The 27,000-nt window shown below is 50.6% G+C and carries 24 protein-coding genes and 1 riboswitch; of the genes, 18 read left to right on the forward strand and 6 right to left on the reverse strand.

All coding sequences use genetic code 11. The features are described 5' to 3' along the window. The first annotated feature begins 917 nt into the window (after nt 1–917). The 6 genes from HPT30_RS25225 (at nt 918) to HPT30_RS25250 (ending at nt 9,894) form a co-directional block, all read left to right on the forward strand. Nucleotides 918–1,994: a glycoside hydrolase family 88 protein gene (locus HPT30_RS25225; protein WP_376767063.1), complete on the forward strand. Its 1,077-nt coding sequence runs from the start codon at nt 918–920 to the stop codon at nt 1,992–1,994. Nucleotides 1,995–2,531: 537 nt separating this feature from the next. Continuing rightward, the gene (locus tag HPT30_RS25230) at nt 2,532–4,892 is read left to right on the forward strand and encodes a helix-turn-helix domain-containing protein (protein WP_246317443.1); all 2,361 of its coding nucleotides are present in this window, start codon (nt 2,532–2,534) and stop codon (nt 4,890–4,892) included. Between the two features lie 27 nt (nt 4,893–4,919). Next, nucleotides 4,920–6,668 carry an extracellular solute-binding protein gene (locus HPT30_RS25235; protein WP_175374067.1) on the forward strand — a complete coding sequence of 583 codons (1,749 nt, stop codon included), beginning with the start codon at nt 4,920–4,922 and terminating at the stop codon, nt 6,666–6,668. Between the two features lie 205 nt (nt 6,669–6,873). Further along, nucleotides 6,874–7,854 carry an ABC transporter substrate-binding protein gene (locus HPT30_RS25240; protein WP_175374068.1) on the forward strand — a complete coding sequence of 327 codons (981 nt, stop codon included), beginning with the start codon at nt 6,874–6,876 and terminating at the stop codon, nt 7,852–7,854. 13 nt (nt 7,855–7,867) lie between these two features. Further along, a complete protein-coding gene (locus HPT30_RS25245; RefSeq protein ID WP_175374069.1) occupies nt 7,868–8,890 on the forward strand; it encodes a FecCD family ABC transporter permease in 1,023 nt (340 codons plus the stop codon). After that, on the forward strand, nt 8,890–9,894 hold the full coding sequence (locus tag HPT30_RS25250) for a FecCD family ABC transporter permease (RefSeq protein ID WP_175374070.1): 1,005 nt from the start codon (nt 8,890–8,892) through the stop codon (nt 9,892–9,894). The genes HPT30_RS25245 and HPT30_RS25250 overlap by 1 nt, the downstream gene beginning before the upstream one ends. Nucleotides 9,895–9,937: 43 nt before the next feature. Here the strand turns inward: HPT30_RS25250 and pdxR are convergent, their stop codons facing one another. Further along, nucleotides 9,938–11,374 carry a MocR-like pyridoxine biosynthesis transcription factor PdxR gene (gene pdxR, locus HPT30_RS25255; protein ID WP_175374071.1) on the reverse strand — a complete coding sequence of 479 codons (1,437 nt, stop codon included), beginning with the start codon at nt 11,372–11,374 and terminating at the stop codon, nt 9,938–9,940. A gap of 245 nt (nt 11,375–11,619) precedes the next feature. Here pdxR and HPT30_RS25260 point away from each other — a divergent pair, with 245 nt between their 5' ends. From HPT30_RS25260 to HPT30_RS25280, 5 genes are all read left to right on the forward strand, one after another. Then, nucleotides 11,620–13,011, forward strand: a complete 1,392-nt coding sequence (locus HPT30_RS25260; protein WP_175374296.1) for an MATE family efflux transporter — start codon at nt 11,620–11,622, stop codon at nt 13,009–13,011. A 176-nt stretch (nt 13,012–13,187) separates the two neighbouring features. Further along, nucleotides 13,188–13,820: a LysE family translocator gene (locus tag HPT30_RS25265; RefSeq protein WP_175374072.1), complete on the forward strand. Its 633-nt coding sequence runs from the start codon at nt 13,188–13,190 to the stop codon at nt 13,818–13,820. Between the two features lie 346 nt (nt 13,821–14,166). Then, entirely contained in the window at nt 14,167–14,754 is a 588-nt protein-coding gene (locus HPT30_RS25270; protein WP_175374073.1) for a YjgB family protein, read from the forward strand. Between the two features lie 128 nt (nt 14,755–14,882). Next, nucleotides 14,883–15,134 (forward strand): DUF3977 family protein, encoded by a 252-nt coding sequence (locus HPT30_RS25275; protein ID WP_175374297.1) that lies wholly within the window; start codon nt 14,883–14,885, stop codon nt 15,132–15,134. Between the two features lie 61 nt (nt 15,135–15,195). Then, the gene (locus HPT30_RS25280; RefSeq protein WP_175374074.1) at nt 15,196–15,876 is read left to right on the forward strand and encodes a hypothetical protein; all 681 of its coding nucleotides are present in this window, start codon (nt 15,196–15,198) and stop codon (nt 15,874–15,876) included. 13 nt (nt 15,877–15,889) lie between these two features. Here HPT30_RS25280 and thiH read toward each other — a convergent pair whose 3' ends face one another. Genes thiH through HPT30_RS25305 form a run of 5 tightly spaced genes read right to left on the reverse strand, consistent with a single transcriptional unit; the run spans nt 15,890 to nt 19,700 of the window. Next, on the reverse strand, nt 15,890–16,993 hold the full coding sequence (thiH, locus tag HPT30_RS25285; protein WP_175374075.1) for a 2-iminoacetate synthase ThiH: 1,104 nt from the start codon (nt 16,991–16,993) through the stop codon (nt 15,890–15,892). Nucleotides 16,994–17,004: 11 nt separating this feature from the next. Further along, on the reverse strand, nt 17,005–17,775 hold the full coding sequence (locus HPT30_RS25290; RefSeq protein ID WP_175374076.1) for a thiazole synthase: 771 nt from the start codon (nt 17,773–17,775) through the stop codon (nt 17,005–17,007). Nucleotides 17,776–17,808: 33 nt separating this feature from the next. Further along, nucleotides 17,809–18,843, reverse strand: a complete 1,035-nt coding sequence (locus HPT30_RS25295) for a ThiF family adenylyltransferase (RefSeq protein ID WP_175374077.1) — start codon at nt 18,841–18,843, stop codon at nt 17,809–17,811. Between the two features lie 4 nt (nt 18,844–18,847). Beyond that, nucleotides 18,848–19,051, reverse strand: a complete 204-nt coding sequence (thiS, locus tag HPT30_RS25300) for a sulfur carrier protein ThiS (protein ID WP_175374078.1) — start codon at nt 19,049–19,051, stop codon at nt 18,848–18,850. 4 nt (nt 19,052–19,055) lie between these two features. Further along, nucleotides 19,056–19,700: a thiamine phosphate synthase gene (locus HPT30_RS25305; RefSeq protein ID WP_175374079.1), complete on the reverse strand. Its 645-nt coding sequence runs from the start codon at nt 19,698–19,700 to the stop codon at nt 19,056–19,058. A gap of 129 nt (nt 19,701–19,829) precedes the next feature. Beyond that, nucleotides 19,830–19,931: riboswitch (TPP riboswitch) on the reverse strand. A 575-nt stretch (nt 19,932–20,506) separates the two neighbouring features. Between HPT30_RS25305 and alaS the strand changes: the two genes are divergently transcribed. The 7 genes from alaS to HPT30_RS25340 all read left to right on the forward strand — a co-directional run bounded on the left by alaS (nt 20,507) and on the right by HPT30_RS25340 (nt 27,000). Then, nucleotides 20,507–23,140, forward strand: coding sequence for an alanine--tRNA ligase (alaS, locus tag HPT30_RS25310; protein WP_175374080.1), 2,634 nt, complete (start codon nt 20,507–20,509; stop codon nt 23,138–23,140). 320 nt (nt 23,141–23,460) lie between these two features. Next, nucleotides 23,461–23,736 carry an IreB family regulatory phosphoprotein gene (locus HPT30_RS25315; protein ID WP_066373638.1) on the forward strand — a complete coding sequence of 92 codons (276 nt, stop codon included), beginning with the start codon at nt 23,461–23,463 and terminating at the stop codon, nt 23,734–23,736. Then, entirely contained in the window at nt 23,733–24,149 is a 417-nt protein-coding gene (ruvX, locus tag HPT30_RS25320; protein ID WP_066373641.1) for a Holliday junction resolvase RuvX, read from the forward strand. Before HPT30_RS25315 ends, ruvX begins: the two co-directional genes overlap by 4 nt. 11 nt (nt 24,150–24,160) lie before the next feature. Continuing rightward, nucleotides 24,161–24,469 carry a DUF1292 domain-containing protein gene (locus HPT30_RS25325; RefSeq protein ID WP_066373645.1) on the forward strand — a complete coding sequence of 103 codons (309 nt, stop codon included), beginning with the start codon at nt 24,161–24,163 and terminating at the stop codon, nt 24,467–24,469. Beyond that, complete coding sequence (locus HPT30_RS25330; RefSeq protein WP_175374081.1) at nt 24,462–24,770, forward strand: DUF1292 domain-containing protein; 309 nt, start codon at nt 24,462–24,464, stop codon at nt 24,768–24,770. Before HPT30_RS25325 ends, HPT30_RS25330 begins: the two co-directional genes overlap by 8 nt. A gap of 149 nt (nt 24,771–24,919) precedes the next feature. Continuing rightward, entirely contained in the window at nt 24,920–25,969 is a 1,050-nt protein-coding gene (mltG, locus tag HPT30_RS25335) for an endolytic transglycosylase MltG (protein ID WP_217622525.1), read from the forward strand. A 98-nt stretch (nt 25,970–26,067) separates the two neighbouring features. Next, on the forward strand, nt 26,068–27,000 hold the full coding sequence (locus HPT30_RS25340) for a peptidase U32 family protein (protein WP_175374082.1): 933 nt from the start codon (nt 26,068–26,070) through the stop codon (nt 26,998–27,000).

The following is a 27,000-nucleotide window of genomic DNA, read 5'->3' on the forward strand; positions in this document are numbered from 1 at the left end:
CTGCTCCGAAGCTACGATCAGCGCCCAAGCTACTCAAGCTGCTCCGAAGCTACTCGATCATCGCCTAAGTTACTCAAGCTGCTCCGAAGCTACTCGATCAGCGCCTAAGTTACTCAAGCTGCTCCGAAGCTACTCGATCAGCGCCTAATTTACTCAAGCTGTTCCGAAGCTACGATCTGAGTCCAAGCTACTCAAGCTGTTCCGAAGCTACGATCAGCGCCCAAGTTACTAAGCTGCTCCGAAGCTACTCGATCAGCGCCCAAGCTACTCAAGCTGCTCCGAAGCTACGATCAGCGCCCAAGCTACTCAAGCTGCTCCGAAGCTACTCGATCATCGCCTAAGCTACTCAAGCTGCTCCGAAGCTACTCGATCATCGCCTAAGTTACTCAAGCTGCTCCGAAGCTACGATCTGAGTCCAAGCTACTTCAAATGTAAATAACGGCATTTTTGTACCTTAATTTTGTTGGAATGGATGATATGAGCAAAATAAGTGCATTTTTGTATGCTAATTCTTGCTGAAACGGTCCAAGGAGGGCACTTTTCACAAAATAAGGTACAATAATGCACTTATATCCTTAATTTTCCTCTAAACAAGAAATATAAGGTACGAAAATGCCGTTAATTTGGAATAAAGAATGAAATAGCGTTGATCATCTTTATGGCGTCCAAGACAACTGTGGCGGAAAGCTCATCTTTGCTGGAGAGCCACGGGGAACACTGTTTGAATTTTAAAATCCCTTATATAACTAAGGCGATAAATAGTCATCTAGATAACAAGGAGTTAACGAGATATAAAGGGCTAACGAGACATTAAAACTGCTGAGATAACAAGAATATCTAAAAGAAAAATAGAAAGGAGCACTTTTATGATGGAAACAACACAAAATACCTTCGATGCCGCCGCAGTCTGGGGGAGAATGGAGCGCAAGACGACGCTTATGCTCCGCCTGATTGGCGATAAATCGCCACATGTAGCCGGGAAAGACGGCAAGTATGACGACAAGCGGATCGACTGGTGGACGTCTGGCTTCTGGCCGGGTATCCTGTGGCTTATGTATGACATGACCGGGAAGGAAGCCTACAAGGAAGCCGCCTGGAGCTGGGACGAGCGGCTGGAGCGGCTCATGCTGGAGCCTAATGCCTACGATCATGATGTGGGCTTTCAATTCTTGCCCACGGCGGTGTTTAAGCATCTGCTGACCGGCGATGCGGACGGCTTGCGCCGCGGGCTGTCCGCGGCGAACTTCCTTGCCGGACGCTATAACCTGAACGGCCGGTTCATCCGGGCCTGGAACGGCGACAAGCATGGCTGGTCTATCATCGACACCTCTATGAACTTGTCGCTGCTGTTCTGGGCTTCACAGCAGTCCGGCGATCCCCGGTTCGCGCAGATCGCCCGGTCCCATGCGGAGACCGTGCTGAAGCACTTCATCCGGGATGACGGGTCGGTGAACCACATCGTGGTGTTCGACCCGGATTCCGGCGAGCGCCTCGAAGTGCTCGGCGGGCAGGGCCATGCCCCGGATTCCGGCTGGAGCCGGGGCGCAGCATGGGCGCTCTACGGCATGGCGAATACCTATCGCCACACGGGCGATGAGGTATTTCTGCATGCGGCGCGGCGAGTCGCCCATTTTTTCCTCGCGAACCTCCCGGAGGATGAGGTCGCGCACTGGGATTTCCGCGCGGCAGCGAGCCTTACTGGCGAGCCGCGCGACACCTCAGCAGCCGCCTGCGCCGCGTCGGGGCTGCTGGAGATCGCCGAGCGTCTGACACCGGCCGAAGGCCGGGTCTATCGCGCGGCGGCGGAGCGCATCCTGCATTCGCTGGATGCGCACTACAGCACGTGGGAGGATGACAGCCATGAGGCCATCCTCCTCCACGGCACCGGCCACAAACCGGCCGGTGAGAACGTGGACGTGTCGCTAATTTATGGCGACTACTTCTTCGTGGAAGCCATCGCGAAGCTAGAGGGCTGGCAGCACCGAGTTTTTTGATGCCAGCACCGGATTTTTTGAGCTGTTGTCCCCCGCACCCGCGCAGCTACTTCTTCGCGGAGGCCATCGCCAAGCTGAAGGGCTGGCAGCACCGAATTTTTTGATAGCAGCACCGTATTTTTTTGAGTTGTTGTCCCCCGCACCCGCGTAGCTACTCTTCGTGGAGGCCATCGCGAAGCTAGAGGGCTGGGAGCACCGAATTTTTTGATGGCAGCATCGGATTTTTTGAGGTATTGTCACCCGCACCGGCACAGTTACTTCTTCGCGGAGGCCATCGCCAAGCTGAAGGGCTGGCAGCACCGGATTTTTTGATGACAGCATCGGATTTTTTGAGCTGTTGTCACCCCACATCCTTGTAATTACGGCTTTTTTCAGGTGTAAACACCCATATGACAATGACCCGAAATGGAACCTTCCACTCGGGTCATTGTCATTTTTATCAATCCATTTTAACTTTTTGAACATTCCCTCTGCTGAAATGATCGCTATAATAAGGATACGCCGAATCCAAATCATATCAGAAGATGAGGGGTTTTTTTGAATCTAAAATATTTGTGGGAGAAACGGAAAAGTATCATCGTAACCTGGTTAATCTCATACAGCGCCGTCTTGTTTGTGCCGATGATTGTCAGCCTGCTGGTATACACCCAGTCGAGTCAGGCGCTGAAAAGTGAGATTCATCGTGCCAATGATTCCATGCTGAGACAGGTTAGATATACCATTGACACCCAGATTGATCTGATGAAGCGTCTCAATATGGAGATGACTTGGAACAGCAAGCTCCAGGATCTGATGTATTCCAGCAAAACCCCGGGCGATGCCCAGTTCACGGTCTATCAATTGGTCAAAGAGCTGCGGATGTATCAGACCTCGTATGCCTCCATTGACGAGTTCTATGTCACCTGGGATCAAGACGGGTCTGTTATCCGGTCCGGTAATGTACGTGATTTGGAAACCGCTTTCAATACGATTCACAACACCGGTACCCTGACCTATGAACAGTGGCTGAATACGATCCATGGATCGGCGAATAACCGTTTTCTGCTGCTGCCTCATCTAGATTCGGCCAAACCGCAGACCGGCATAGCCTACCTGACCCACTTGCCGAAGGATTTGAACGGGAGGGAGACAGGGACGGTAGTGGTTATGGCGGATACCGCAAGGTTCCAGAAGGCCATCGAGGGCATATCCGGCTTCAGCGGTGGTCAAATCCTGGTCCTTAATGAAGAGAACGAGGTACTGCTGTCCAACCTGCCAGTATCCATCAATCTGGATCAGCTATTGCAGGATTTACCGGCCGACAGCGGCCAAGTCATGAATATTCCGGCAAGAGACGGGGATTCCGAGCTTTTTTACATTCAATCTTCCATATCTAAACTAAAATATGTCCTGATGATCCCGAGCAGTATTTATTGGGAAAAAGCGGAGTATGTCCGCAGATTCACTTATATCAGCCTCTTTCTCAGTTTTGTGAGCGCGGGGGTGCTGACCTGGTTCTTTATGCGCCGCAATTATTCACCGATTCAGCAGCTTGTACAGCTTCTGACAGACAAGAACTCTCATGAAGAACGGACCGACTGGAACGAACTGAGCTTTATTCAAAGATCCATCTCGAAAACCAGAAGTGAAAAGGAAAAAATCGCTCTGCAGCTGGAGGCTCAACAGCATGTGCTGCGCTCTAATATGCTCAATCGGCTTCTCAAAGGTAAAACAGATCCGCTGATTCCATACGAAGAGGCATTTGAGTCTTTTGACATCAAGCTGTTGTCAGAAGAGTTTGCGGTGATCCTGTTCATGGTGGAGAACGGTGAAAGTTTGTCCGCCCAGCTGCCAGGCATTGATCTGCATGAGAAAAGCAAGCTGATTCAGTTCATCATCAGTAATGTGGTAGAGGAGCTGGCGGAGCAGTATCACCATGTCGGATATACGGTGGAAGTGGATGATATGATGGTGTGTTTGGTGAATTGTGGAGAGCCTGAGTCCACTGTGTTCAAAGACGACCTGAAAGCTATTGCTGCGGAAGCGCAGCGCTTTCTGGCCAGCTATCAGATGGTACTGACGCTGTCCATCGGCGGCATTCATTCCTCCCTGTCAGGTATTGCTGAAGCGTACCGGGAGGCAGTAGACGCCATGGCCTACAAAATGGTGCTGGGCAAACAGGAGATCATTGCCTATGACGAAATTCGCAGAGAGACAACGGATCATTCACAGACCGGATATTATTATCCGTTACTGGTGGAGCAACAGATTATCAATCTGATCAAGGTGGGTGACATGGAGCAGGTCACCAAAATCATCGACGAGGTGACAGATCGTAACTTCAATCAGCCGGTTATTTCACTAACGCTTGCAAGGTGTCTGATCTTTAATCTTGCTGGAACTATGGTGAAGGCGATGAACGAACTTGGCGACGGGGACAGTAGCATATTGGGCGATAACCCTTTATGGCTGGATCAAATCATTGCTTGTGACACCATCCTGGAGATGAAGGCGGAGCTCCAGACATTGGTTGCCGAAGTCTGTACGTTTGCCGCAGCCAAGTTGGAGCAGAACGTCTCACACGAACGGGCAGAATCGCTGCGCGATTTGGTTCTGAAGGTTACAGCGCATATAGAGGACCAATATAGTAATTCCAATCTGAGCGTCAATATGATCGGTGAGCATTTTAACATGAAGGGCAGTTATTTATCGAAGTTGTTTAAGAGCCAGACCGGGGAAGGCGTGCTGGATTATATCAACAAATACCGGATCGGGCAGGCTAAGGAGATGCTGAAGACGAGGCAGGCTTCAATTTCCGATATTGCTAAGCAGGCCGGGTACAACGAGGTGGCGACCTTTATTCGTGTATTCAAGAAATATGAGGGGATTACCCCGGGCAAATTCAAGGAAATGAAATGACACATCCGGAAGAAAGGAGGACGTTTCATGAGAGAACATAGAACGGAGAGCAATGGTGTAGAGAGAGTTGCTGGAGAACAATATACAGGAAGTCTGGATGATCAGAACGAATCAGCCCAGGATGGCAAGCGGGGGATAGTCGGTCAATCCCGGCACATCCTGTGGCTGCTGCTGTTGCTTGCGGTGTTGGGATCCTCCTGCAAGGCACAGGAACCAAGGCAACAGGAGGCCTCATTGCCACCTTTCGCACAAAATAGTATAGAGGCGGATATTCCCCAAGAGGACGGTTATCCGATCCATACGAATAAGACGCTCACGTATTGGGCTGAGCTGAATGGCAACGCCGGCAATATCAAACCTACTTTTCAGGATGTCCCCTTCTTTCAGGAATGGCAGCGCCGGACCGGGGTAAAGCTGGATTTCATTCAGCCTCCAGCCAATCAGGCCAGAGAGGCCATTAATGTGTTACTGGCTTCGGGGGATCTACCGGATATGCTGGAATACGAATGGGCCGGTTTTCCTGGGGGGCCGGAGAAGGCGATCAGCGACGGGTACATTTTGCGCTTGAATGAAGTCATGGACAAGTATGCACCTCATCTGAAGCAATATCTACGTGAGCATCCCGAGATCGATAAGCAGATTAAGACGGATAGCGGCAGCTATTACGTATTCCCCTTCATCCAGGGAGAAGAACAACTGCTTACTTACCAGGGGCCGATTATCCGCAAGGATTGGCTGGATGAGCTGGGGCTTCAGGTGCCTGTCACCATTGACGATTGGCATACCGTCCTGAAGGCCTTTAAGGAGAAGAAGGGGATTGCGGCACCCCTTAGTTTCCTGGGCGTCCCCAGCCCGCTGTTCGGTATCGAGAGTGGAGCCTTTGTCGGAGCTTTTGGAATCAAGAAAGGCTTTTATCTGGATCAGGGTCAAGTGAAGTACGGGGCAATGGAGCCTGGATACAAGTCCTTTCTGGCTCTGTTCCGAGAGTGGTATGCTGAAGGATTGATTGACAAAAATATGTCTTCCGTCGACACCAAGACGCTCGATGCCAATATGATCTCCGGCCGAAGCGGGGCCAGCATTTGGAATGCTGGTGCAGGCATTGGGATGTGGCAGCCCGCTGTGAAGGACAAATGGCCGCAGGCCAAGTTCGTCCCGGCTCCTTATCCGGTGCTTCATGCTGGAGAGAAGCCGAAATTCGGGCAGAGAGCCAATGCCTACATGGGCAGTGGCGGCGTAGCGATTTCCAGCAGTAGCAAGAATGTAGAGGAAGCGGTTCGCATGCTGGATTACGGCTACAGTCCCGCAGGACATCTGCTCTTCAACTTTGGTATTGAAGGAATTAGCTATGAGATGAAGAACGGGTATCCGCTTTATACCGATCTTATCATGCAGAACAAGGATAGGCTGGCACCGGCTCAATCACTTGCCATGTATACGCGGGCCAGTTATTTTGGCCCTTTTGTACAGGATGCCCGTTATCTGGAGCAGTATTACTTCCTGCCTGAGCAGAAGGATGCTGTAAGCATCTGGTCAGACACCGATGCCAAGCACACTATGCTGCCGCAAATCTCCAAAACCGAGAAGGAGAGTACTGAGTTCTCCGCAATCATGGCGGATGTTACGACACTGGTGGATGAAATGTCCCTGAAGATTATTTTTGGCATCGAGCCGCTAGAGAACTTCGACGATTACGTAGCCCAGATCAAAGCCCTGAAGATCGACCAGGCGATCGAGATTCAGACTGCGGCGCTGAAGCGCTATGTGAAACGGTGAGAGGGAATCAGTGAACGTCGATATAACAGAGAGATATAAAGATATAAGAGCTCTGCCGAAAAGTGGCAGGGTTTTTTCTTGTTTATTTGAGCCAAACTGGATGAGGTCCTGTTTGAAAAACCGGATGGTGTAAAAGTGGCGGTCTTGTCTTAAACTAATCATTGATAATAATTATCATTTTCATAAGAGGGGAAGAAAAACAGAGATGCGTAAAAGAAAGCTACATATGGGAATTGTTTTTACTATTCTGCTAAGCCTTGCTTTGGCTGGCTGCGGCAATAAAGATCAAGCGTCGGTTTCCGGCTCTAACACAACAAAAGGGGAGGCCGCTCCCACTGAGCAAGCTTCCAAGGCTGTCTCCATTAAGCACGCATGGGGCGAAACGGAGTTTGCACAAACGCCGCAAAAAATCGTTACACTGGATTTTTCCTTTATTGATACGTTGACTGCCCTTGGAGTGACGCCGGTAGGGAATGCAGGCGTAGGCAAGACCAAGGTTCCTGAATACTTGGCGGATAAAGTGACTGGAGTGGCCGATGTGGGAGAGCGCAAGGCTCCCAATTTGGAGGTCATCCAGTCCCTGAAGCCAGATCTGATCATTGCCAGTGTGGACCGTCATGCCATGATTCGGAAGGAACTGGAGGGTATTACGCAGACGGTTGCTTTTGATGATGCGAGTATTGATCAAATCATGAGCAATGTAACCACTATTGGAGAAATGCTGGGCAAGAGTGAAGAAGCCGACAAGGTGAACAATGGACTGAAAGCGAAGATTGCAGAAGTGAAGAGTAGTATGCAAGGCTCCCCTTCGGTTCTGGTAGTCGGCTACTTCGACGATCACTTCACGGTGTGGATCAAGGATTCCTTTATCGGAACGCTCTTGACGCAAAGCGGCCTGAACTATGCTTTCAATGGAGAGATTACCAGTACGGAAGGCAAGGGCGAGGGGACGCGTATGGCACTGGAACGTTTGCATGAGCTGAACCCGGATTATATCATGATGTATGGCGACAGCACAGATAAGCTCAAGTCCAACCCGCTATATCAAGATATGAAGGCTGTGAAGGAAGGCCATCTTGTGAATGTAGACCGTGATCTATGGGCGCGTGCCCGCGGACCGATTGCAGCGGATAAGATTTTGACTCAGGTTCAGGATATCCTGAAGGAAAAAAGTGCATCCAAGTAGGGAGAGATCTCTTTTGAGTGATATCGGTTTGAAAAAAGAAGGGGAGGCGCGTAAAGCGCCCCCCTTGTGGTTGGTTTTCAGCATTTTCGGAGTGATTCTGCTTGCTATAGCCGCTGTCACCCTCAGCTACCGGGTAAAGGGATTGACCTGGTCAACGTTGTTCTCCACCACAAACGATGAAGTCTTGACTTACACATTGTGGTCTATTCGCGCGCCCCGGCTTCTCCTGTCCATCATTTTGGGCGCCGGGCTTGCGGTTGCGGGCTGTCTGCTGCAGAGTATGACCCGCAATCCGCTGTCTGATCCCGAGATTCTGGGGATTAACCAAGGTGCTTCCTGCTTCGCAGTTATTGCCATCGTCGGATTTGGCGAGCGGGACAGCTCGACCGTGATTCTGCTGGCTTCTTTATGCGGTGCCGGGGCTATCGGTCTCTTAATTTCCTGGTTATCCCGTTACAGTGGAAATGATGCCTCCCGGCTAATGCTGGCGGGTGTTGCGATAAGTGCATTCATGGGTGCTTTAACAACCGGATTTATTTTGCTCTTTGAGACGCAGCTTATCGAGATTTTGTACTGGATGGCCGGAAAATTGACAGGGACTACATGGAGTGACAACAAACTGGTCTGGGCACTGGATATTCCCGCCCTAATCGTGGCTTTTTTGCTGGCCAGAACGTTGAATTTGCTGGGGCAAGGGGAAGAGCTGGCCACCGGGCTTGGGGTAAATGTGCCCCGTGTCCGGCAACTGATCGGTGTACTGATCGTTGTTCTGACAGGCAGTGCTGTCGCCGTAGCGGGACCAATCGGTTTTATCGGACTCATGGTACCGCATATGGCGAAACGGCTCGGCGGTTTAGATCACAAGGTTATTTTACCGCTGTCCGCGATTATGGGAGCGGTGCTGCTGTCTGCTGCTGATTTTTTGTCGCAATGGCTGACTTATCCTGCTGATCTGCCAGTAGGTATTATTACGGCATTCATGGGGGTACCCTTCTTTTTGTACCTGCTGCGCCGTCAGCGGGAGGGCCATAGATAATGAAACTGAGAAAATGGACCCGTTTTGGGCAGATCGTTGCGTTATTGTTATTGCTGCTGATTATAGCGGCGGTCTTGAGTCTCCGTTTTGGAGCGGTGAATACGCCGCTGCGGGAGATTTTGGCCGAACTGGCCGGCGGAGAACCGCTGGTGCTTAAATATCGTCTGCCGCGGCTGATTATCGCAGTCCTGACCGGGATCAATATGGCTGTCTCCGGGGCCATCCTGCAGAGCATCACCCGGAACCCGCTGGCTGCACCCGATATTGTCGGTGTCACCGCCGGCGGCGGTTTTGGTGCAGTGGTTGTGCTACTTGTTTTTCCGACATGGAGCGCGGCGGGACTCCCGATAGCAGCTTTTGCCGGAGCAGTGACAGCTGCTGTGATCGTCTACTTGTTCGCTTACCAGCGCGGCGGAATCCGGCCTACCCGGCTTGCATTAACTGGTGTATCCGTGTCTCTGGGCTTTCATTCGCTGATTACGTTCCTGATCGTCAAATATGCACTGGATTCTTCCCAGGCACTTGTCTGGCTAAAAGGTAGTCTCTATGCCCGCTCATGGCAGCATGTGGAGATGCTCTGGCCCTGGACACTGGGTGGAGTGACTCTCGCACTGCTTAGTCACCGTCAGATCAATACGCTGCAATTGGACGAAGATACCGTAACCGGACTAGGGCTGCGTATTCAGTTGGTACGCGTGCTGCTGCTGCTTACAGCAGTAGGGCTGTCCGCAAGCTCTGTGGCTGTCTCAGGTACGATCGGATTTGTCGGACTGGTCATCCCGCCGTTGTCCAAATGGCTTGTCGGTCCTGACAGCCGATTGTACTTACCTGTATCTGCTCTGCTGGGAGCTTTGCTGGTTACGCTGGCAGATTTGCTTGGACGCGTGGTGCTGCCTCCCCTGGAAATTCCGGCGGGAATCTTCACCGCCCTGATTGGTGCGCCTTACTTTATCTATCTGCTGCTCATTCGCAGAGCACAGCCAAACAAGAGCCGGTCCCGTTAAGGGCTGGCTCTTGTTTGGTTTGTTTGGTGTCCTTAATCCTCTATTATTTCTGCAATTCAGCGCGCACAGCGTCCGCTAGGCCAGTTATGCCAGGTACAATGTCCTGATCTGGCGGCCTGCTATAGGCCAGCCGCAGATAACCTGACTCAGCGCCGTATACCCCGCCCGGCACAAACGCTATACCTCTTTGCAGTGCTGCTTCCAGCAGCCGGCTTTCGTTGATCTCGCCCGGCAGCTTGCACCATAGATAGATTCCACCCTCAGGCTTGTTGAAGTTGACTATCCCAGGCAGCTCTCGCTCCAAGGCACTGATGGTTAAATTCCGCTTGTACAGAAGCCTTTGCCGCAAAAGCTCCAGGTGGGACACAAAGGCAGGCGAAGACATAAACTCTGCCGCAATATGCTGAGGGATGATGCTGAAGCCAAGATCCATCTGCCGTCTGGCATCGGCAAGCCGACTGAGGATAGACTTCGGGGCAACAATCCAGCCAATGTGCAGGCCTGGTGCAGCAATTCTGGAGAAGGAGCCCGTATAGAGCATACCGGAGGCTGTATCCTCAGATTTCAGCGGGAAGGCCTGTTCCCCGTTGTATCCGGTCAAGCCCAGCGGATCATCCTCTACAACCGGAAGCCGCAGCTCGCTGGCTGTCTCCAGCAGTAGCTTGCGTCTTTCCCTGCTCAGCAGCGTTCCAGTAGGATTCTGGAAATTAGGGTTGATGAACAGCATCTTGATCCGATGCTTCCTGTGCAGTGTGCGCAGACTATCCGGGCAGATGCCCTGATCATCCACTGGCAGCCTGAATAACCGTAATCCTGCTGATTGGAACATCGACAATGAACGGAAAAAAGAAGGCGACTCGACCCCAATGGCATCACCCGGTGACAGCAGGCACTGGGTAATTAAGTGCAGTGACTGCTGTGAGCCCGAGGTGACCATTATAGAATCCGGAGTCGTCTGGATGCCCCTATAGCGTGCAAGAAAGTCTGCCAAGGCCTGACGCAGAGGAAGATACCCTTGCGGGAGATCGGGCCCTTCATGCGGAGAATAACGGTATTCGGCAATAATACGATTGATCTCGTCTGATGGCACCAATTCTAGCGAGAGCTTTCCACTGGCAAAATCAATCAGCCCGGGATCATGCTCCAGTGCTTCGCGGACGCGGCGAAGCAGCGGAAGATTGGGCAGAAAATTGCCGCTATCCGCGTAAGCCTGCCAACTCGGCGTAGGAGGCACGCTTCTTTGTCTGAACGGGCTGACAAGCGTCCCGCTGCCAGGCCGGGTCTCGATCACACCCTGTGAGCGCAGCTCCGAATAAGCGAGCACTACCGTGCTGCGATTGACCTTGTACTGCTCCGCCAGCTTCCTCTCCGAGGGCAGCTTACTGCCCGGAGGGTACTCTCCTTGTGCTATTTTTTCTCCCAGAAGATCAGCGATTTGAAGATACACCGGCCTGTTGCTTTGCCGATTCGGTTTCCACATATATTTATCACCTGCCATTGCTAATCCTGATTAGGGTAGTTTTTTTCATTCTACACTATTTCGGCGTGGACAACCCAATCGATCCGTATTCCAGCTTTTGAGATAAATATGTTACCCTGGAGTACAGACTTAACATCGTATTTAGTGTAAACTGAATGTAAAGTGGTTACGGAACAGTTAGTGTTTTTCTGAAAAGGCTCTTCATGTGAAGAGTTTTTTCCAATTTTACAGAAAAGAATGTGATGATGGTTATGCAGCTTCGCGCTCGTCTTCCGAAGAAACGTTTCCTGGAAAAGTACCTCTCTGGGGAGAGCATGGATTACCGGCAAATTATAGCGTTGTTTATTCCGGTTTTGATTGATCAGGCTTTCATTATCGGGCTCAACCTGGTGAATACCGCGATGATCAGCTCGTCGGGAGTAGCGGCGGTCAGTGCGGTCAATATGGTGGATGCGCTGAATATTTTCCTGATCAACGTCTTTGTCGCGGTTGCCACCGGGGGAACGGTAGTAGTTGCACAGTATAAGGGGAGCGGCAATGACCGAATGGTCTCTCAGGCGACAGCAGGCTCCGTCACTTCGGTGTCACTGATCGCGGTTGGCATCGGCCTTCTTCTGATGGGCTTCCACACGCCTATACTTAATCTTCTGTTCGGGTCAGCTTCGGCCGACGTACTGGATAGCGCGCGGGTTTATCTGATCGGCAGCAGTATCTCTTATCTGGGTATCGCTACGGTTCAGGCGGTGTGCGGAGCCTTACGGGGTGTCGGTAGAACCCGGGCGTCCCTGGTACTGTCGTTGATCATGAACTTGCTGTACGTTGTCCTCAACGTAGTTTTCATTAACCTGCTGCATATGGGTGTGCTGGGAATGACACTTGCGATTAATATCGCCCGTTATGTGGGGATGGCCTGTGCCTTGTACTATCTGTTCAAAGTAGACACTGCACTACGAGTCCGCGTGCGCGACTTATTCCATATTCCAATGGCTATGCTTCGAAAAATCATGTTCATCGGCCTGCCATTCGCAGCAGAGCAGATGTTCTTCAATGGCGGTAAGCTTTTGACACAAGTATTCATTGTCAGCCTGGGTACCTACGCCATTGCGACCAATGCTATCGCGGGTTCGCTCGCTATGGTGTTTCAGATTCCGGTCAGCGCGTTGTCACTTACCATTGTGACGGTGGTCGGCCAATGTATTGGACGGGGGAATGTCGCTGATGCCAGAAAGTTCATCAAGGCCTTTCTCTGGATCGGTTCCGGGTCGCTGGCGCTGATTGCCTTAATTCTGATGCCGCTGTTCCACCCGCTGGTATCGATCTTCTCGCCGCCACCGGAGATTATTCATGATCTGTTTGTGGTGTTGCTGGTCAATTCCATCGCACAGGTGCCGCTGTGGGCCATCAGCTTTGTCCTGCCGTCCGCGTTACGGGCTGCGGGGGACTCCAAATTCACTTCCATCACTTCAATGCTGACCATGTGGCTGTTCCGGGTAATTCTTGGCTATATTCTGGGAATCGTGCTCGGCTACGGCATTCTGGGGGTATGGCTGGCGATGAACAGCGAGTGGGCCGTCCGCGGGGGTATTTTCCTGTGGCGGTTCCGCGGCAAGAAGTGGTATGCGCATAAGCTAATTTAAGAGTCTGTCATAAGCTAAATAAGAGACAGGACAGAGATGGGTATAGCGGGGAGCTGCATAAAATATGTGGCTCTCTTTTTTTGTATAGTAAATTGAAGAAAAAGGGATTGATCCTAATGATTTCATCGTGTAAAATAAATAATTACGCATAAATATACAGAGGTGATTTTAAAGAAATGGCACTATTACTTACTTACGTTCTATTAGGATTCTCTATCGCTCTTCCAGTTGGTACGATTACAATTGAAATGACGAAGCAGGGACTCAAGAATGGATTCATGCACGGATGGATTGTCGGACTGGGCGGAATGACCGTGGACATGTTGTTAATCATCGGCCTCTATTTGGGCCTGGCTTCGGTACTATCTCTTCCAATCATACAAGTGATTATGTGGCTGGTTGGTGCGCTGTTCTTATGTTACGTGGGCTATGACAGCATCAAGAATGCGAATCATGATATTTCACTAGCCGGAGAGAAGAACACCAAATCGCTATTTTCATCTTATAAAAATGGATTGCTCGTTGCCGTTTCGCCAGGTAATCTTGTGTTCTGGGTGAGCGTCTTCGGCACCGTGCTCGCGGATTCATTCGACCAATCCAATAAAGGAAGCTTCCTGATCGTCGGTTTGGGGATCATGCTCGGCATTCTGATCCATGACTTGGGCCTAATGACGATTGTAGCGACTACGCGGAGAGCGTTGAACCACACGGCCATCAAATGGGTGACAATTGCAGCGGGCGTAGTCCTGATCGGTTTTGCAGGGTATTTCTTCTACCAGTTTGTGATTAGTGTGAAACAATATTTTTGATCTTTTTATGAATTTTCTGTAACGATGATTGGAAAATCTACATAATTAGCTGCGCAGTACGCCACAAGCAGCATGTGGTAGCTGGACGCGGCTTTTTTTATTGACATCAAGGCTTATTCTTTGATCGAAGCATGCTCTGCCTCGTGTTTATAACAGATGTATTTCTGGTTAATACAATACACCTGATATTGGAATTGAAGAGGGATAGATCCATGTAAGTGTTTTAATTAACTGATTCGAAGTTACAAACCAGTAAGGTTTCTTTCATTAGATCGTTACTTACCTCAGGATTCTCCGTGCTAAGATGGTCCTAACATAAGCGCTATACACAAGGAGGAAGTTCACAATGCGTTTGAAACAACCAATTCTAAAAATAACCCTTGCTGCTGCATTGACGACCGTAGTTGGTGTAGGGGCCGTTATAGCGAATCCGGGCCTTCTGCCTGTGAGCCAGGCCGCAACTGCGAGTGCGAGTGTAACCGATTCGGGGCAAGCATTGAAGACATTGAATAGTTTCTATAAACCAGCACTGAAAGGCCAGTTTCCTGGTTCTGTTAGCAGCTTGACCGTTGGCAAGAGTACACGCCAAGAGGTATCCAAGCTACTCGGTGAACCGGAGCAGAAGGGCAATAATGCGGACGCATTTGATGTCTATCATGCTGAAATGGGCCATCCGGGGTATGCAATTGCCTATAAACTGGACAAGATTCGCGAAATTCGCTACCTGGGCACAAATGTTGAACGCCAGACCAACATCGGCGGCATCACGATGAGTATGCTGAAGAAAAATTGGTTTGCTCCGTCCTCTACAACTACCATTAAAAATGGCAAGCTCAAACAAACAAAACTAACCTATGTTCGCGGTGATTATAAACTGGAGTTTATTTTCAACAGCAGCACGGATTTGGATCATATTAATTTGCTGCATTCTTAATGACTTGATTTAAGCTGGTGTTCCCAGCTTGAAATAGAAAAAAGCAGAACAGCGCTTCCCCGGGGGGCGCTGTTCTGTTGTTTTTTGAGAAGTTGTTTACTATTATTTGGGTGGTGAAGAAAAATGAGGTGAGTCCATTAAAATACATAGAATTTGGGATCGGCAATAAATGGCTGATTCGAACAGAGACCGAATTAAGTGATGGCACTGAAGTGGAGGAAAAAGGAATCGCCGGCCCCATCCGTTTCCAATCGGTGTACCTCAGAATCTGGATAAGGAAAACTGTCCTTATTCTCGATTTGAAGCAAGGGTTCAAAGTGTCAAGGAAACAGGGAAACGCATTTAAAGTGATCTTTGGGATTGTAAGCAAGATAGAATAGACCTATTTACTCTTCATAGGATAATATGAAGTGATCAAGAGCAGATAGGAGTTATTGGAAATTGAAGAAATTAATTGTTTCCATTGTAGTGTTGTCTTTATTAAGTACGGGTAGCGCTATGAACTCATCCTTATCCGAAGCCTTATCTGATGCTGAGACAAAGTCTGCACAACAGAGTCAAATCATCCAAGATAAGATATTTAAGCTGTCTGATCAAACACTGAACGATGCGATTGCCTTGGCTAGAGATGATGATACTGTCCTTCAATCCTTTGAACGTTCTCGGTATTTACCGAGCGCTACCGATAAGATGAATCACGATCAACCAGAAGTAAAATTAATTACACCTTATCTGTTGATTGTGAGAAAAGCTTATATGAAATTTGAAAATGACGAAGATTTTTCTTTGACCGAAGCCAAGAAGGTAGTAGATGATTATGAAAATTTGCTATTGATATTCTTTGAAGTCACAGCCAAGGGGGATGAAATTGATTTTGCACGCAAAGTTGATATTTCCTTAAAGCAGGGAAGTACAGTTCTCCATCCTTACGTCATCATCAATAAAGATAATGATGCTGTAGAATCTGAAAACTGGCCGAACTCGCCTGCGTACATAAATCGGTTATTTGTGCCTTTTGATATTTTTGAGATTAACTACGCTCAGGATGCGGAGTTAATCTATCAATATGGCAGTAAAAAAGATACTGTTCGTTATAAAGTAGATTTCTCGAAAATCAAGTAGTGTCTGCGCTCTATCACACCAGTATATCCCAATCCTTGAACACTGGCTGCAGTCCGTTCTGATACAGCATCTCCCGGATTTCGGACACACTTCGACCGTCGGAGATCTCAAACTGAGGGGTGCCTCCGTCGCTAACGTGTCCGCCTACTGCGGTGGATACACCTGCCGACATTTTGGTTACGCCAAGATGGATGAGCCGGTCGCGCAGATGTGCCGGTTCGCGGGTGGAGAGGGTAATTCCGGCCCGGGGCAGAAAAAGGCGATACGCGAGTATAACCTGCACCAGCGCACTGTCGGTGACATCCGAATCGGGATGATAGTCTCCCAGAAACGGGCGGAACCTCGGGATCGACAGGCTGATTTCGCAGTCGGGATACTTGCTCTGCAAATAATTAGCATGCAGTGCTGTGATAAAAGCCTCTTGCCGCCAATCATGCAGGCCGAGCAGCGCGCCTATCGTGACGGAGCGATAGCCAGCCGCACAGCCTCGTTCAGGAGCATCCAGACGAGCCCTGAAATTACGTTTAGGGCCTTTTATATGTAGTTTTCTGTATGTCTCCTGATGATAGACTTCCTGAAAGAGTGTCAAGCTGTCCACGCCCGCCTCTCCAAGCTCATGGTACTCCTGAACGGACAATGGGTTAACTTCGATGCCAATGGATGAGAAGTGCTTCCGCAGTACCTGAACACATTCCTTCATATAACTGACAGGGGAGTCTTTAGGGGATTCGCCTGTCAGCAGCAGGATATGCCGAATGCCGGTCCCGGCAATCGCGATTGCTTCTTTTTCGACTTCGTCCATGTCCAACTTCTTACGCGGAAAATCATAAATATAGCTGAAACTGCAATATTCGCAATGATTCACACAGTAATCCGATACATAGATCGGCGTAAAGAGCTGCATCACCTGACCGAATTGACTGCGGGTGACCTGCTGCGCTTTCTGAGCGATAGCCTCCAGATGTCTCCCGGCGGCAGGAGAGAGGAGGGCAAGAAGGTCGTCTTCATTCATTTTAGGCTTAGTCAAAATGCGCTGGATATCCAGGTCCGTATATTCCGGGAACCGCTCTCTAAACGGGAAGCGTTCTAATTCTAGCAGTCTATCGTAGAAGCTCATGTTTTACCCTCCTATTGGCTCAGAAATCCGGTCAATGGCGAAGAAGCGGCGGCTTCCTGCTGTACCGGACCCAGCCCTGACAGATAAGCGAGTCGGCCTGCAGTTACCGCATTCCGGAAGGCAGCCGCCATACCTAACGGATCACGTGCAGTGGCGATGGCCGTATTCAGCAGCACAGCGGCGGCGCCCATTTCCATGGCTTCCGCTGCTTCTGAAGGGCGGCCGATCCCTGCATCCACGATGACAGGCAGATCTACTTCCTCAATCATGATACCGACGAGCTCTTTGGTCCGCAGTCCCCGGTTGCTGCCGATGGGCGATCCAAGCGGCATAACTGCCGCCGCCCCGGCATCCCGCAACCTGAGAGCAGCGCCCAGGTCAGGGGTCATGTAAGGGAGCACGACAAAGCCTTCCGCAGCCAATACTTCTGTCGCGCGGATCGTCTCTATATTGTCGGGCAGCAAATAGCGCTGATCCTTAATGACCTCAAGCTTGATCCAGTTGCCCATGTCAGCCGCTTTGGCGAGCCGGGCGATACGAATGGCTTCTTCTGCAGTCCGGGCACCGGAGGTGTTGGGAAGTAGCGTCATACTGCCAGGGATATGCTGCAAAATATTTTCCTCACCCCACTCGGGATTGACTCTTCTTAACGCAACAGTAATGACTTCAGCGCCTGATGCTGCAATCACCTCGGGAATTAGTGTGTTGCGGTTATACTTGCCGGTACCAATGAACAAGCGGCTGGTCAGTGCTTTGCCGCCAATCTGAAAGATGTCGTTCATACGTAGAACTCCTCTCTTAAAGCCAAGTTATTTTTAGCCAAAATATCGATGATAGAGCGTACGGGCCACGGCGGTATCCGACGTGCCGTGAATGAGTACCCGGCCATCCGGGAACAATGCAATCCGGTGCTTTTCCAGTTCCAACGACAGCATGTATGGATTTCTCCTAACTTCACCGTGTACTGCCAGCAGTTCTTCCCATAGTTCCAGATTCAGGAGAACCGCCCGGGCCGGCCGGATCTGTACGGTATCTCTGCCGCATAATACAGCGGTCTTGGACAGATTGGTCGCAGACAGGAAGGGATAGACCGGTTTCTCGCCGCAGCTCGGACAGTCGGCACGTTTAAGCTGTTCCGTAGCGACCGAGACATGCCGATTCTCCCACAGATCAAAGGAAACCAGCGTGCCGCGCAGAGAATCCTTCTGTCCGGCGAGCCATTTTAACGCCTCGGTCGTTTGGTAAGCGGCCGTCATCTGAACAGCTGGTTGAATGATGCCCACCGTGTCGCAGGTATCGCCTTCCGCATGAAGCTCGTCAATCAGGCAGTGGAGGCAGGCGCTCTCTCCGGGGAGGACTGTCATAGAAATACCGCTGCTTCCTGTGCAAGCGCCGTAAATCCAAGGGATGCCTGCTTTGGCCGAGATATCGTTAATAATCATTCTGATTTCAAAATTGTCGGAAGCGTCGAGAATCAAATCGACTCCGACTGTATACTCCCCGATCTCTTCGGCGGCAGCATCGGCTACTATCCCTTCCACAGTCACAGACGAGTTCACGCTTCGTAATCTTTGTGCGGCTGCGATTGCTTTTGGTAGTCTCTGCTCCGCATCGGTTTCACTGTACAAATTCTGACGCTGCAAATTGCTCCATTCCACATAATCCCGGTCGACGATTCGTATTCGGCCTACCCCGGCACGGACCAGCGTCTCGGCAATAGCAGACCCCAGTGCACCTGCACCCAGAACAAGCACACTGGAGCGGGCCAATCTGTCCTGACCTTCCGAACCTATGCCATGAAAACGTACCTGACGGCTGTACCGCTCTTGTTCTGCCGCAGTCAAAGCCATTCTCTCAGCCTCCTCCTACAAAATGTACAAACTCTATCTGGTCACCTTCAGAGAGTGAGGTACGGCCATAAGCTTCCCTCGGCACGACTTCACCGTTAATTTCCACAAGAATTCGCCGTCCGCTCCAGGGCGATTCTGCCAAAACATCGGCAATAGTAATACAATGCTCGCTTAGGAGAGTCGTTTTTCCGTTAAGTTGGACCTGCATATTTTCACCTCCTCTCAAGCCATGCAGTCTGAATGGCTGCGCGGTAAGCTTCTGCTTGTGCCGCTGGATCTGCTGCACTGCTAATTCCGGATAGTATGGCAATCCCCCCTGCGCCGCGCCTGATGACTGCTCCGGCATTGCCCGGATGAATTCCTCCGAGGGCAATGACCGGAACAGGGCACCTGGATGCAGTTACTTCGAGGATGTCCAGCCCACGGGGAAGCAGATCAGGCTTACTAGTAGATTCATAGACATGACCGAAAAGGCAGTAATCTGCTCCTTCACTTGCCGCGTCGACTGCTTCTTCTGGTGAATGGATGGAGCACCCGATGCGCATCTCTGAGACTAACGGCCGCGCCGCAGCTACAGGCAGGCTATGTCCTGCTAGCTGTACACCGCCCGCTTCTGAGGCGAGCGCGACATCCAGCCGGTCGTTGATCACGATGGATTCAATAGGAATGCCTGCTTGCTGCATTTGATTTACGGCTTCGAGTAGGGCTTTGGCGGTAAGCTGTCTATTCCGCAGGTGGAAATAGTCAACGTAGGGGAGAACGGCTAGAGAAAGACGCAGCCAATCTGCAAGTGAAATTCCTTCCGGGGAGATCAGATGCAGTTCAGGGCCGCTAACGGCGGGAAGTCGATTTTTCATAAAAAGAATCTCTCCTGATTGTGTATTGGTGGTTAATCTCCATCGAATAGAGCACAAAAAAGCCGCCTTCCTGATCGGAAGACGGCTAAGTACGACAACGGAAAACAAGCCACAAAATAGGCAAGACCGGACTCTTAACGCGCACTTCCCTACGCTGGTATTAACCAGATCAGGTTCAAAGGGTCCAAATGTTGCATTCGTCTCAGCCTCGCGGCTCCCCTAGTGTCGGTTCTTATGAGATTGTTAATGTCACTATACACGATTATCCGGGGAGATACAATTGGTGATTGGCATTGAGCTTGTTTTAAACGGAGGCAACATTAATGGGGATGTATTAACATCTATATTGAGCAAATATTAATTGTGAATACAGTGTAATTAGGAATCTCGGTGACAAGATGCGGAATATGTGCGGGTTAGATTGACAGGAATCGGGGCTGTGGATATACTTGAAATGTTAAAAAGCAAATGTGTAAAACGTTGATGAAATGGAGTACACCGGAAGATGGCTTGCACAGAGAACGGGTTCCTTTACGAAGATTGTCGTAATGGCTGTGAGAACCCTGGAGACAGGCCGGTGGAAAGCTAATTTCGGAGTGCGGGTACAAGTCCGCCGGGGGTTCCCGTTAACAGCCGCGACAAGGCGATCGTCTGCAATTCTCCTGCTACAACGGGATAAGGCGATAACCAGGGTGGTACCGCGATCTAATCGTCCCTGAATTTTCAGGGGCGTTTTTTTGTTTTCCATTTGTTTTTCGGAAATAACCGTGATCTCAAAATTAAGCATAAGACGGGGGCTGTATATCATGAAAGCAAGTGAAATCCGTTCCAAATGGCTGCAATTTTTCGAAAGTAAAAGCCACAAAATCGAGCCGAGCGCTTCGCTCGTACCTCACAACGATCCATCTCTGCTATGGATCAATGCCGGGATGGCGCCGCTGAAGGCGTACTTTGACGGCCGTGAGATTCCGGAGAATCCGCGTCTGACGAACTCCCAGAAGTGTATCCGTACCAACGATATCGAGAACGTCGGCAAGACACGTCGTCACCATACGTTCTTCGAGATGCTGGGTAACTTCTCCATCGGCGACTATTTCAAGGAAGAAGCGATTACCTGGGCTTGGGAATTCCTGACGGGTAAAGAGTGGATCGGCTTTGATCCAAACCGCATCTCCGTAACTGTATATGCCGAGGACGAAGAAGCTTTCAAACTGTGGAATGAAAAAGTAGGCTTGCCTGCTGAACGCATCATTAAGCTGGGTGACGAGAACTTCTGGGATATCGGCGAAGGCCCATGCGGTCCTTGCTCGGAGATCTTCTATGACCGCGGCGAAGCTTACGGCAATGACCTGAGTGACCCTGAAATGTATCCAGGCGGGGAAAATGAGCGTTGGCTGGAAGTCTGGAACCTGGTATTCTCCCAGTTCAACCATAATAAAGACGGCAGCTATACACCGCTTCCTAACAAGAATATTGATACAGGCGCAGGTCTGGAACGTTTTGCTTCGATCCTGCAAGATGTAGATTCCAACTTCGACACTGACTTGTTCCAGCCGATTATTCAGAAGACAGCACAACTTGCTGGTGTAACTTATAAGGATAGCTTGGAGCAGGATATTGCACTTAAAGTCATCGCCGACCATGTGCGTACAGTTACTTTCGCTGTGGGCGACGGCGTACTTCCTTCTAATGAAGGTCGTGGCTACATTATTCGTCGTTTGCTCCGCCGCGCAGTCCGTTACGGAAAGACCCTGGGTCTGGATCGTCCATTCCTGCATGAGCTGACTGAAACAGTAGGCGAAATTATGGGCGTGTACTACCCGTCCGTTGTGGAGAACCGCGAATATATTGCGAAGATCATCCGTACAGAAGAGGAACGTTTCCACGAGACGCTATCCGACGGTCTGGCTATCCTGAGCGAAATCAGCAGCAAAGCCAAAGAGAGCGGCGCTGGTGTTATTGCCGGTAAAGACGCGTTCAAGTTGTATGATACTTACGGCTTCCCGTTCGACCTGACAGAAGATTTCGCTGCTGAGCAGGGCTTGACGGTGGACCGCGAGGGCTTTGATGCAGCGATGCAGGAGCAACGTGACCGTGCAAGAGCTGCACGCCAAGATGGCGGCAGCATGAAAATTCAAGGCGGAGCCCTTTCTGAACTGACGGTTAAAAGCGAATTTGTTGGTTATAATGACTCGGTAACTGAATCCAAAATTGTTGCGATCGTTGTCGATAACGAGTTGGCAGACCTCGCTGGCGAAGGCACAGAAGCTCAGGTTATTCTTGACACTACTCCGTTTTATGCGGAAAGTGGCGGTCAGGTAAGCGACACGGGTGTGCTGAGCGGCGGTTCCGTAACCGCGAAAGTCAAGGGATTGTTCAAGGCGCCACATGGTCAGCATGTACACCTGGTAACAGTAGAAGCTGGTGAACTGCGCGTAGGAGATACCGTTCGTGCCGAGGTAAACCGTGCCGAGCGTGAGGACATCGTGAAGAACCATACTGCGACTCACTTGCTGCACAAAGCGCTTAAGGAAGTGCTGGGCGGACATGTTAATCAGGCAGGTTCTTTGGTAGAAGGTGGACGTCTGCGCTTTGACTTCTCACACTTCGGCGCCATTACGCCGGAAGAGCTCAGTGAAATTGAGCACCGTGTGAATGAGCAAATCTGGCGCGGTCTGGATGTAGTGATTGAGAACAAGCCGATTGACGAAGCCAAGGCAATGGGAGCTATGGCATTGTTCGGGGAAAAATATGGTAATATCGTCCGCGTGGTGCAGGTTGGCGACTACAGCTTGGAGCTGTGTGGTGGCTGCCACGTTAGCAATACTTCGCAGATTGGAATCTTCAAGCTGCTTAGCGAGAGCGGCATCGGCTCCGGTGTACGCCGGATTGAGGCTGTAACTGGACGCTATGCATACCAGTTCACTGAGAGCCAGCTGGATCTGCTCAAGCAATCCGCTGGACTGCTGAAGTCTTCCCTGAACGATGTGCCGAAGCGGATTGAAGCTCTGCATGGTCAAGTACGCGAGCTGTCGCGTGAGAACGAGTCGCTGCAATCCAAGCTGAGCGCTACGTTTGCAGCGGAGCTGACTGGCAGCGTGAAGACGGTTGGCAGCGGAACGCAACTACTGGCTGTATCTGTGCAAGCAGGCAGCATGGATGCCCTGCGTTCCACAGCCGACGAGCTGAAGAGCAAGCTGCCTGACGCAGTGCTTGTTCTGGGCGCAGCCATGGACGATAAAGTGAACTTTGTCGTAGCCGTACCTCAAGAGCTGGTGAAGCGCGGCTATCATGCTGGTAAGCTGGTGAAAGAAGTGGCTGCAGTATGCGGCGGCGGCGGCGGCGGACGTCCGGATATGGCACAAGCCGGCGGTAAGGATGCTTCGAAGCTGGGCGAGGCTTTGGCCAAGGCTGAAGAATTGGTAGCAGCGCTGGGATAAGCTAGAGAGCGAACCCGGTCCAAAGGCCCGAAGCCCAAATTGCATTTGCGAAGACAGACAGCGGTACTGAGTCTTTCCTCTCAGTACCGCTGCTTCGTGGCCGGGCCATCTGATTTAGGCGAAATGTGGTTTTGGCAATAGCTTAAAGACCAAAAATTTCACGTTTTTTGTAGATGAAATGCCAAAAAAAGCGTTATATCCAGGCAGGATTTTCTTGTTGGGGCATGAATATGTTATGATGAGGGCAGCAAGTAAGCTGTACAGCAGCGAGTTTGCGAAGCCGCCTGCTACAGGTGATTTGCAGAAGGAAGGTGTCACATATGGACTCCATGGACAAAACGGTTAAATTCAATGTGAAGGGCGATGAGAAGGAAGCTTCTCCCGAGGAAATTCTGCTTGCGGTTTACAATGCGCTCGTAGAGAAGGAATATCATCCGATCAACCAGATCGTAGGGTATCTTCTTTCCGGAGATCCGGCCTATATTCCCCGTCACAACAATGCTAGAAGTTTGGTCCGGAGAAAAGAACGTGATGAGCTGATTGAGGAACTGGTGCGGTTCTATCTAGCCAATCATCAGGTGGATAACGCCAAATGAAGAAGCTAGGTTTGGATTATGGCGACCGTAGAATCGGCGTCGCCGCGAGTGATATTTTCGGCTGGACGGCACAATCTCTGGAGACCATTGAGCGGCGCGGAGACGGAAGAGAGTTCGAACGCATCCGCGAACTCGTCAAGGAGCATGAGATCGGAGAAATCGTGGTTGGGCTGCCGAAGAACATGAACGGCACCGTAGGTCCCCGTGGTGAAATCTGCATAGAGTTCGCTGACAAGCTTCGGGAACAATTGGAAATGCCCGTACACCTTTGGGATGAGCGTCTGACGACGGTATCCGCCGAGCGGGTGCTGATTGAAGGGGACGTCAGCCGAAAGAAGCGCAAAGGGATTGTGGACAAAATGGCCGCAGCCCTGATTTTGCAAAATTTTTTGGATGCTAACAGTAAAAGGTGAGGGGTGCGCATATGACAAACGAACATATTGGCCAAGAAGAAGAACCGGAAATTATCTATATTCCCGATGAGGAAGGTAATGAAGAGGAATTCGAGGTCATCATGAAGTTTGAGGTTGACGGTTCGGATGCCAAGTACATGATGGTAGTTCCGCTGGATTCCGAAGACGAAGAGTCCGACGAAGTGTACGCCTTCCGTTATGAGGAAGACGGCGATGATCTGCAGCTGTTCATGATCGAGAATGACGAGGAGTGGGCGATCGTCGAAGAGACGTTCAATACCCTGGTCGACGAGCTGGACGGGGGAGCAGAGAATGACTGAGTTGTCCGCTGATCAAGCGGTATGGACTTCCCGTCTTAAAGATGCGTACGGAGAGACTGTAGAACTGGAAGATGAGCAAGGCAAATCTTCCGTTTACGATATTATTGCGGAGTTTGAAGTCGGTGGCCGCGGTTACGCGGTGCTGGAGGGTTCCGGCAAGAACGGAGAATATGATATTCTTCGGATTGTAGTCTCGCCTGACGGGCTTCCTGAATTGGAAAGCATCGTCGACGATGAAGAATGGGAAGATATTTCAGAGCTGTACGACGAGCTTACTTTTCCAGATGAGGATTTGGAATAGGACGAGATCAGCGTACGTTACATTTACAGTTGGCATGAAGGAGGGCGGAGTATTCCGCGCTCTTTTTGCATGGAAAGCCTTAATAAAATTATTGTTGAATTTGGGACGATACAATTTTATACTTTATAGTCGGAAAGTGAGGAGATCCATTGAAATCCGCAGTCCGCACTGTGCTACTGATCCTAATTCTCCTGATTGCAGCAGGAGCTGGAGGAGCGTGGTACATTTGGAACGGGATGCAGCCGGTAGCTCCTGCCGGGCAGCCCGTAACGTTCACAATTGAGAAAGGCACGGGCAGCGCTGGAATTGCTGACCTGCTTGAGAAGAATGGGATTATCCGTAACAGTCTTTTCTTTAAAGGATATCTGAAATGGACCAAGGAAGGTTCGAAATTCAAGGCTGGCACCTATGTGGCAAAACCAGGCGATACTTATGATGAGCTCATTGCACGGCTGAATGCCGGCGATGTTGTCAAGGAAGAGACCCTGATGTTCACCATTCCCGAAGGATACACGGCAGAACAGACCGCTGGCAAGCTGGCTACTGCCTCTAAGCTGGATTCGGGTGTCTTTGTGGATCTTATGAATTCCGGCAAGGCGCTGAAAGAGGCTGACGTTCTTGGCATTCCGCAAGAGCCGGAGCTGCGTTATCGTCTGGAGGGGTATCTTTTCCCGGAGACTTATGAGCTGCCAAAGGACAGCACGCCGCAGGAAATCCTGGAAGCGATGCTGGAACAGCTGGCGAAGAAGCTGGATACCATTCCGAATTGGCACGAAAAACTCAAGGCAAGAGGCCTCAGTCTGCATGAGCTGCTTACCGTCGCTTCATTGGTGGAGCGTGAGGTTGTAGTCGATACAGAACGTCCATTGGTGGCGGGAGTGATCTATAACCGGCTGAAAAAGGGACAGAAGCTGGAGATTGATGCCACGGTTCAATATCTGCTAGATCAACCAAAAGAAAGGCTGCTCTACAAGGATCTTGAGATTGAGAGTCCTTATAATACGTACAAGCATACAGGACTTCCTCCGGGACCGATCTGCAACCCTGGTTTGCCGTCGATTCAGGCGGCGCTGGAGCCGCAAGCTTCCGATTATTATTTCTATGTCACGAAGAAGGATGGCAGTAAGGGTCATCTTTTTGCCAAGACATATAAGGAACATTTAGCCAATATTCAAAAAAGTAAACAAACTTCGCAGTAACGCATTACAATGGAGAGTGGTGCAGACTGTGGGCCTGGTCAAGGCGCCGCAGGGACATCACCGGCTTGTAAGCTGTGACAGACGTAGGAGGATTATCAATGAACAAAAAACCGGAGCTGCTGGCGACGGCAGCATCGCTCAAAGAAGCGGCAGCCTTGCTGGATGCAGGTGCAGATGCGCTGTTGATCGGGGATGACCGCTTTGGCATGAGGCTGGCTGGGCATTTCACGCTAGAGGACACCAAGGCAGTTATAGAGATGGCTCATGCGCGGGGCTGCAAAGTCGTTGCGGGGCTGGGCGGTCTGATGCCCAATAGTCTGCTTGATGAGCTGCCAGCCTATGTAAAGGCTATAGGCGAGCTGGGCGTTGACGCTGTTGAATTTGGTGACCCGGCTGTGCTGGCTGCCGTGAAGCAGGAGGCGCCTGGTCTCAAGCTGCACTGGAATGCGGAGATGACTTCCACCAACTACGCTACGTCTAACTATTGGGGACGCAAAGGCGCATCCCGCGTTGTGCTGGCCCGTGAGCTGAACATGGACGAGATTACGGAGATGGTGCCGCTGCTGGAAATAGAAGCCCAGGTTCAGGTGCATGGAATGACCAACATTTACCATTCTAAGCGCAAGCTCGTAGCGAGCTATATGGCACACCAAGGACGCCCAACGGATGGCGGAAGCATGGGCAAGGAGCGCGGTCTGTTCCTGGTCGAAGCGGAGCGTCCGGGTGAGATCTTCCCGATCTACGAAGATGATAACGGCACTCATATTATGAGTTCGGATGATATTTGCATTATGGAAGACCTGCATATCATGATGGAAGCGGGCGTGCAAAGCTTTAAGATTGAAGGGTTGCTGAAGCCGACAGTCTATAATGCTGCCGTAGTTCGGGCTTACCGCACAGCTATTGATGCGTACGCAGCTGATCCTGAAGGCTATGCCTTCCAGGATGAATGGCTGGATGAGGTTCGTAAGCTGCAGGACCCTGAGCGCGAGCTGTCTTTCGGATTCTTTTATAAAGAGCAAGTGTATTAA

It is taken from the genome of Paenibacillus agri, from assembly GCF_013359945.1.
In the GTDB taxonomy this organism is placed as follows: domain Bacteria; phylum Bacillota; class Bacilli; order Paenibacillales; family Paenibacillaceae; genus Paenibacillus_AQ; species Paenibacillus_AQ agri.

Excerpts from the sequence above, each read along its gene's own strand:
- HPT30_RS25225 (WP_376767063.1), top strand. The coding sequence starts at position 918 with ATGGAGCGCAAGACGACGCTTATGCTCCGCCTGATTGGCGATAAATCG.
- HPT30_RS25235 (WP_175374067.1), top strand. The coding sequence starts at position 4,920 with ATGAGAGAACATAGAACGGAGAGCAATGGTGTAGAGAGAGTTGCTGGA.
- HPT30_RS25240 (WP_175374068.1), top strand. The coding sequence starts at position 6,874 with ATGCGTAAAAGAAAGCTACATATGGGAATTGTTTTTACTATTCTGCTA.
- HPT30_RS25250 (WP_175374070.1), top strand. The coding sequence starts at position 8,890 with ATGAAACTGAGAAAATGGACCCGTTTTGGGCAGATCGTTGCGTTATTG.
- pdxR (WP_175374071.1), bottom strand. The coding sequence starts at position 11,374 with ATGTGGAAACCGAATCGGCAAAGCAACAGGCCGGTGTATCTTCAAATC.
- HPT30_RS25260 (WP_175374296.1), top strand. The coding sequence starts at position 11,620 with ATGGTTATGCAGCTTCGCGCTCGTCTTCCGAAGAAACGTTTCCTGGAA.
- HPT30_RS25265 (WP_175374072.1), top strand. The coding sequence starts at position 13,188 with ATGGCACTATTACTTACTTACGTTCTATTAGGATTCTCTATCGCTCTT.
- HPT30_RS25270 (WP_175374073.1), top strand. The coding sequence starts at position 14,167 with ATGCGTTTGAAACAACCAATTCTAAAAATAACCCTTGCTGCTGCATTG.
- thiH (WP_175374075.1), bottom strand. The coding sequence starts at position 16,993 with ATGAGCTTCTACGATAGACTGCTAGAATTAGAACGCTTCCCGTTTAGA.
- HPT30_RS25290 (WP_175374076.1), bottom strand. The coding sequence starts at position 17,775 with ATGAACGACATCTTTCAGATTGGCGGCAAAGCACTGACCAGCCGCTTG.
- HPT30_RS25295 (WP_175374077.1), bottom strand. The coding sequence starts at position 18,843 with ATGGCTTTGACTGCGGCAGAACAAGAGCGGTACAGCCGTCAGGTACGT.
- thiS (WP_175374078.1), bottom strand. The coding sequence starts at position 19,051 with ATGCAGGTCCAACTTAACGGAAAAACGACTCTCCTAAGCGAGCATTGT.
- HPT30_RS25305 (WP_175374079.1), bottom strand. The coding sequence starts at position 19,700 with ATGAAAAATCGACTTCCCGCCGTTAGCGGCCCTGAACTGCATCTGATC.
- alaS (WP_175374080.1), top strand. The coding sequence starts at position 20,507 with ATGAAAGCAAGTGAAATCCGTTCCAAATGGCTGCAATTTTTCGAAAGT.
- HPT30_RS25315 (WP_066373638.1), top strand. The coding sequence starts at position 23,461 with ATGGACTCCATGGACAAAACGGTTAAATTCAATGTGAAGGGCGATGAG.
- ruvX (WP_066373641.1), top strand. The coding sequence starts at position 23,733 with ATGAAGAAGCTAGGTTTGGATTATGGCGACCGTAGAATCGGCGTCGCC.
- HPT30_RS25325 (WP_066373645.1), top strand. The coding sequence starts at position 24,161 with ATGACAAACGAACATATTGGCCAAGAAGAAGAACCGGAAATTATCTAT.
- HPT30_RS25330 (WP_175374081.1), top strand. The coding sequence starts at position 24,462 with ATGACTGAGTTGTCCGCTGATCAAGCGGTATGGACTTCCCGTCTTAAA.
- HPT30_RS25340 (WP_175374082.1), top strand. The coding sequence starts at position 26,068 with ATGAACAAAAAACCGGAGCTGCTGGCGACGGCAGCATCGCTCAAAGAA.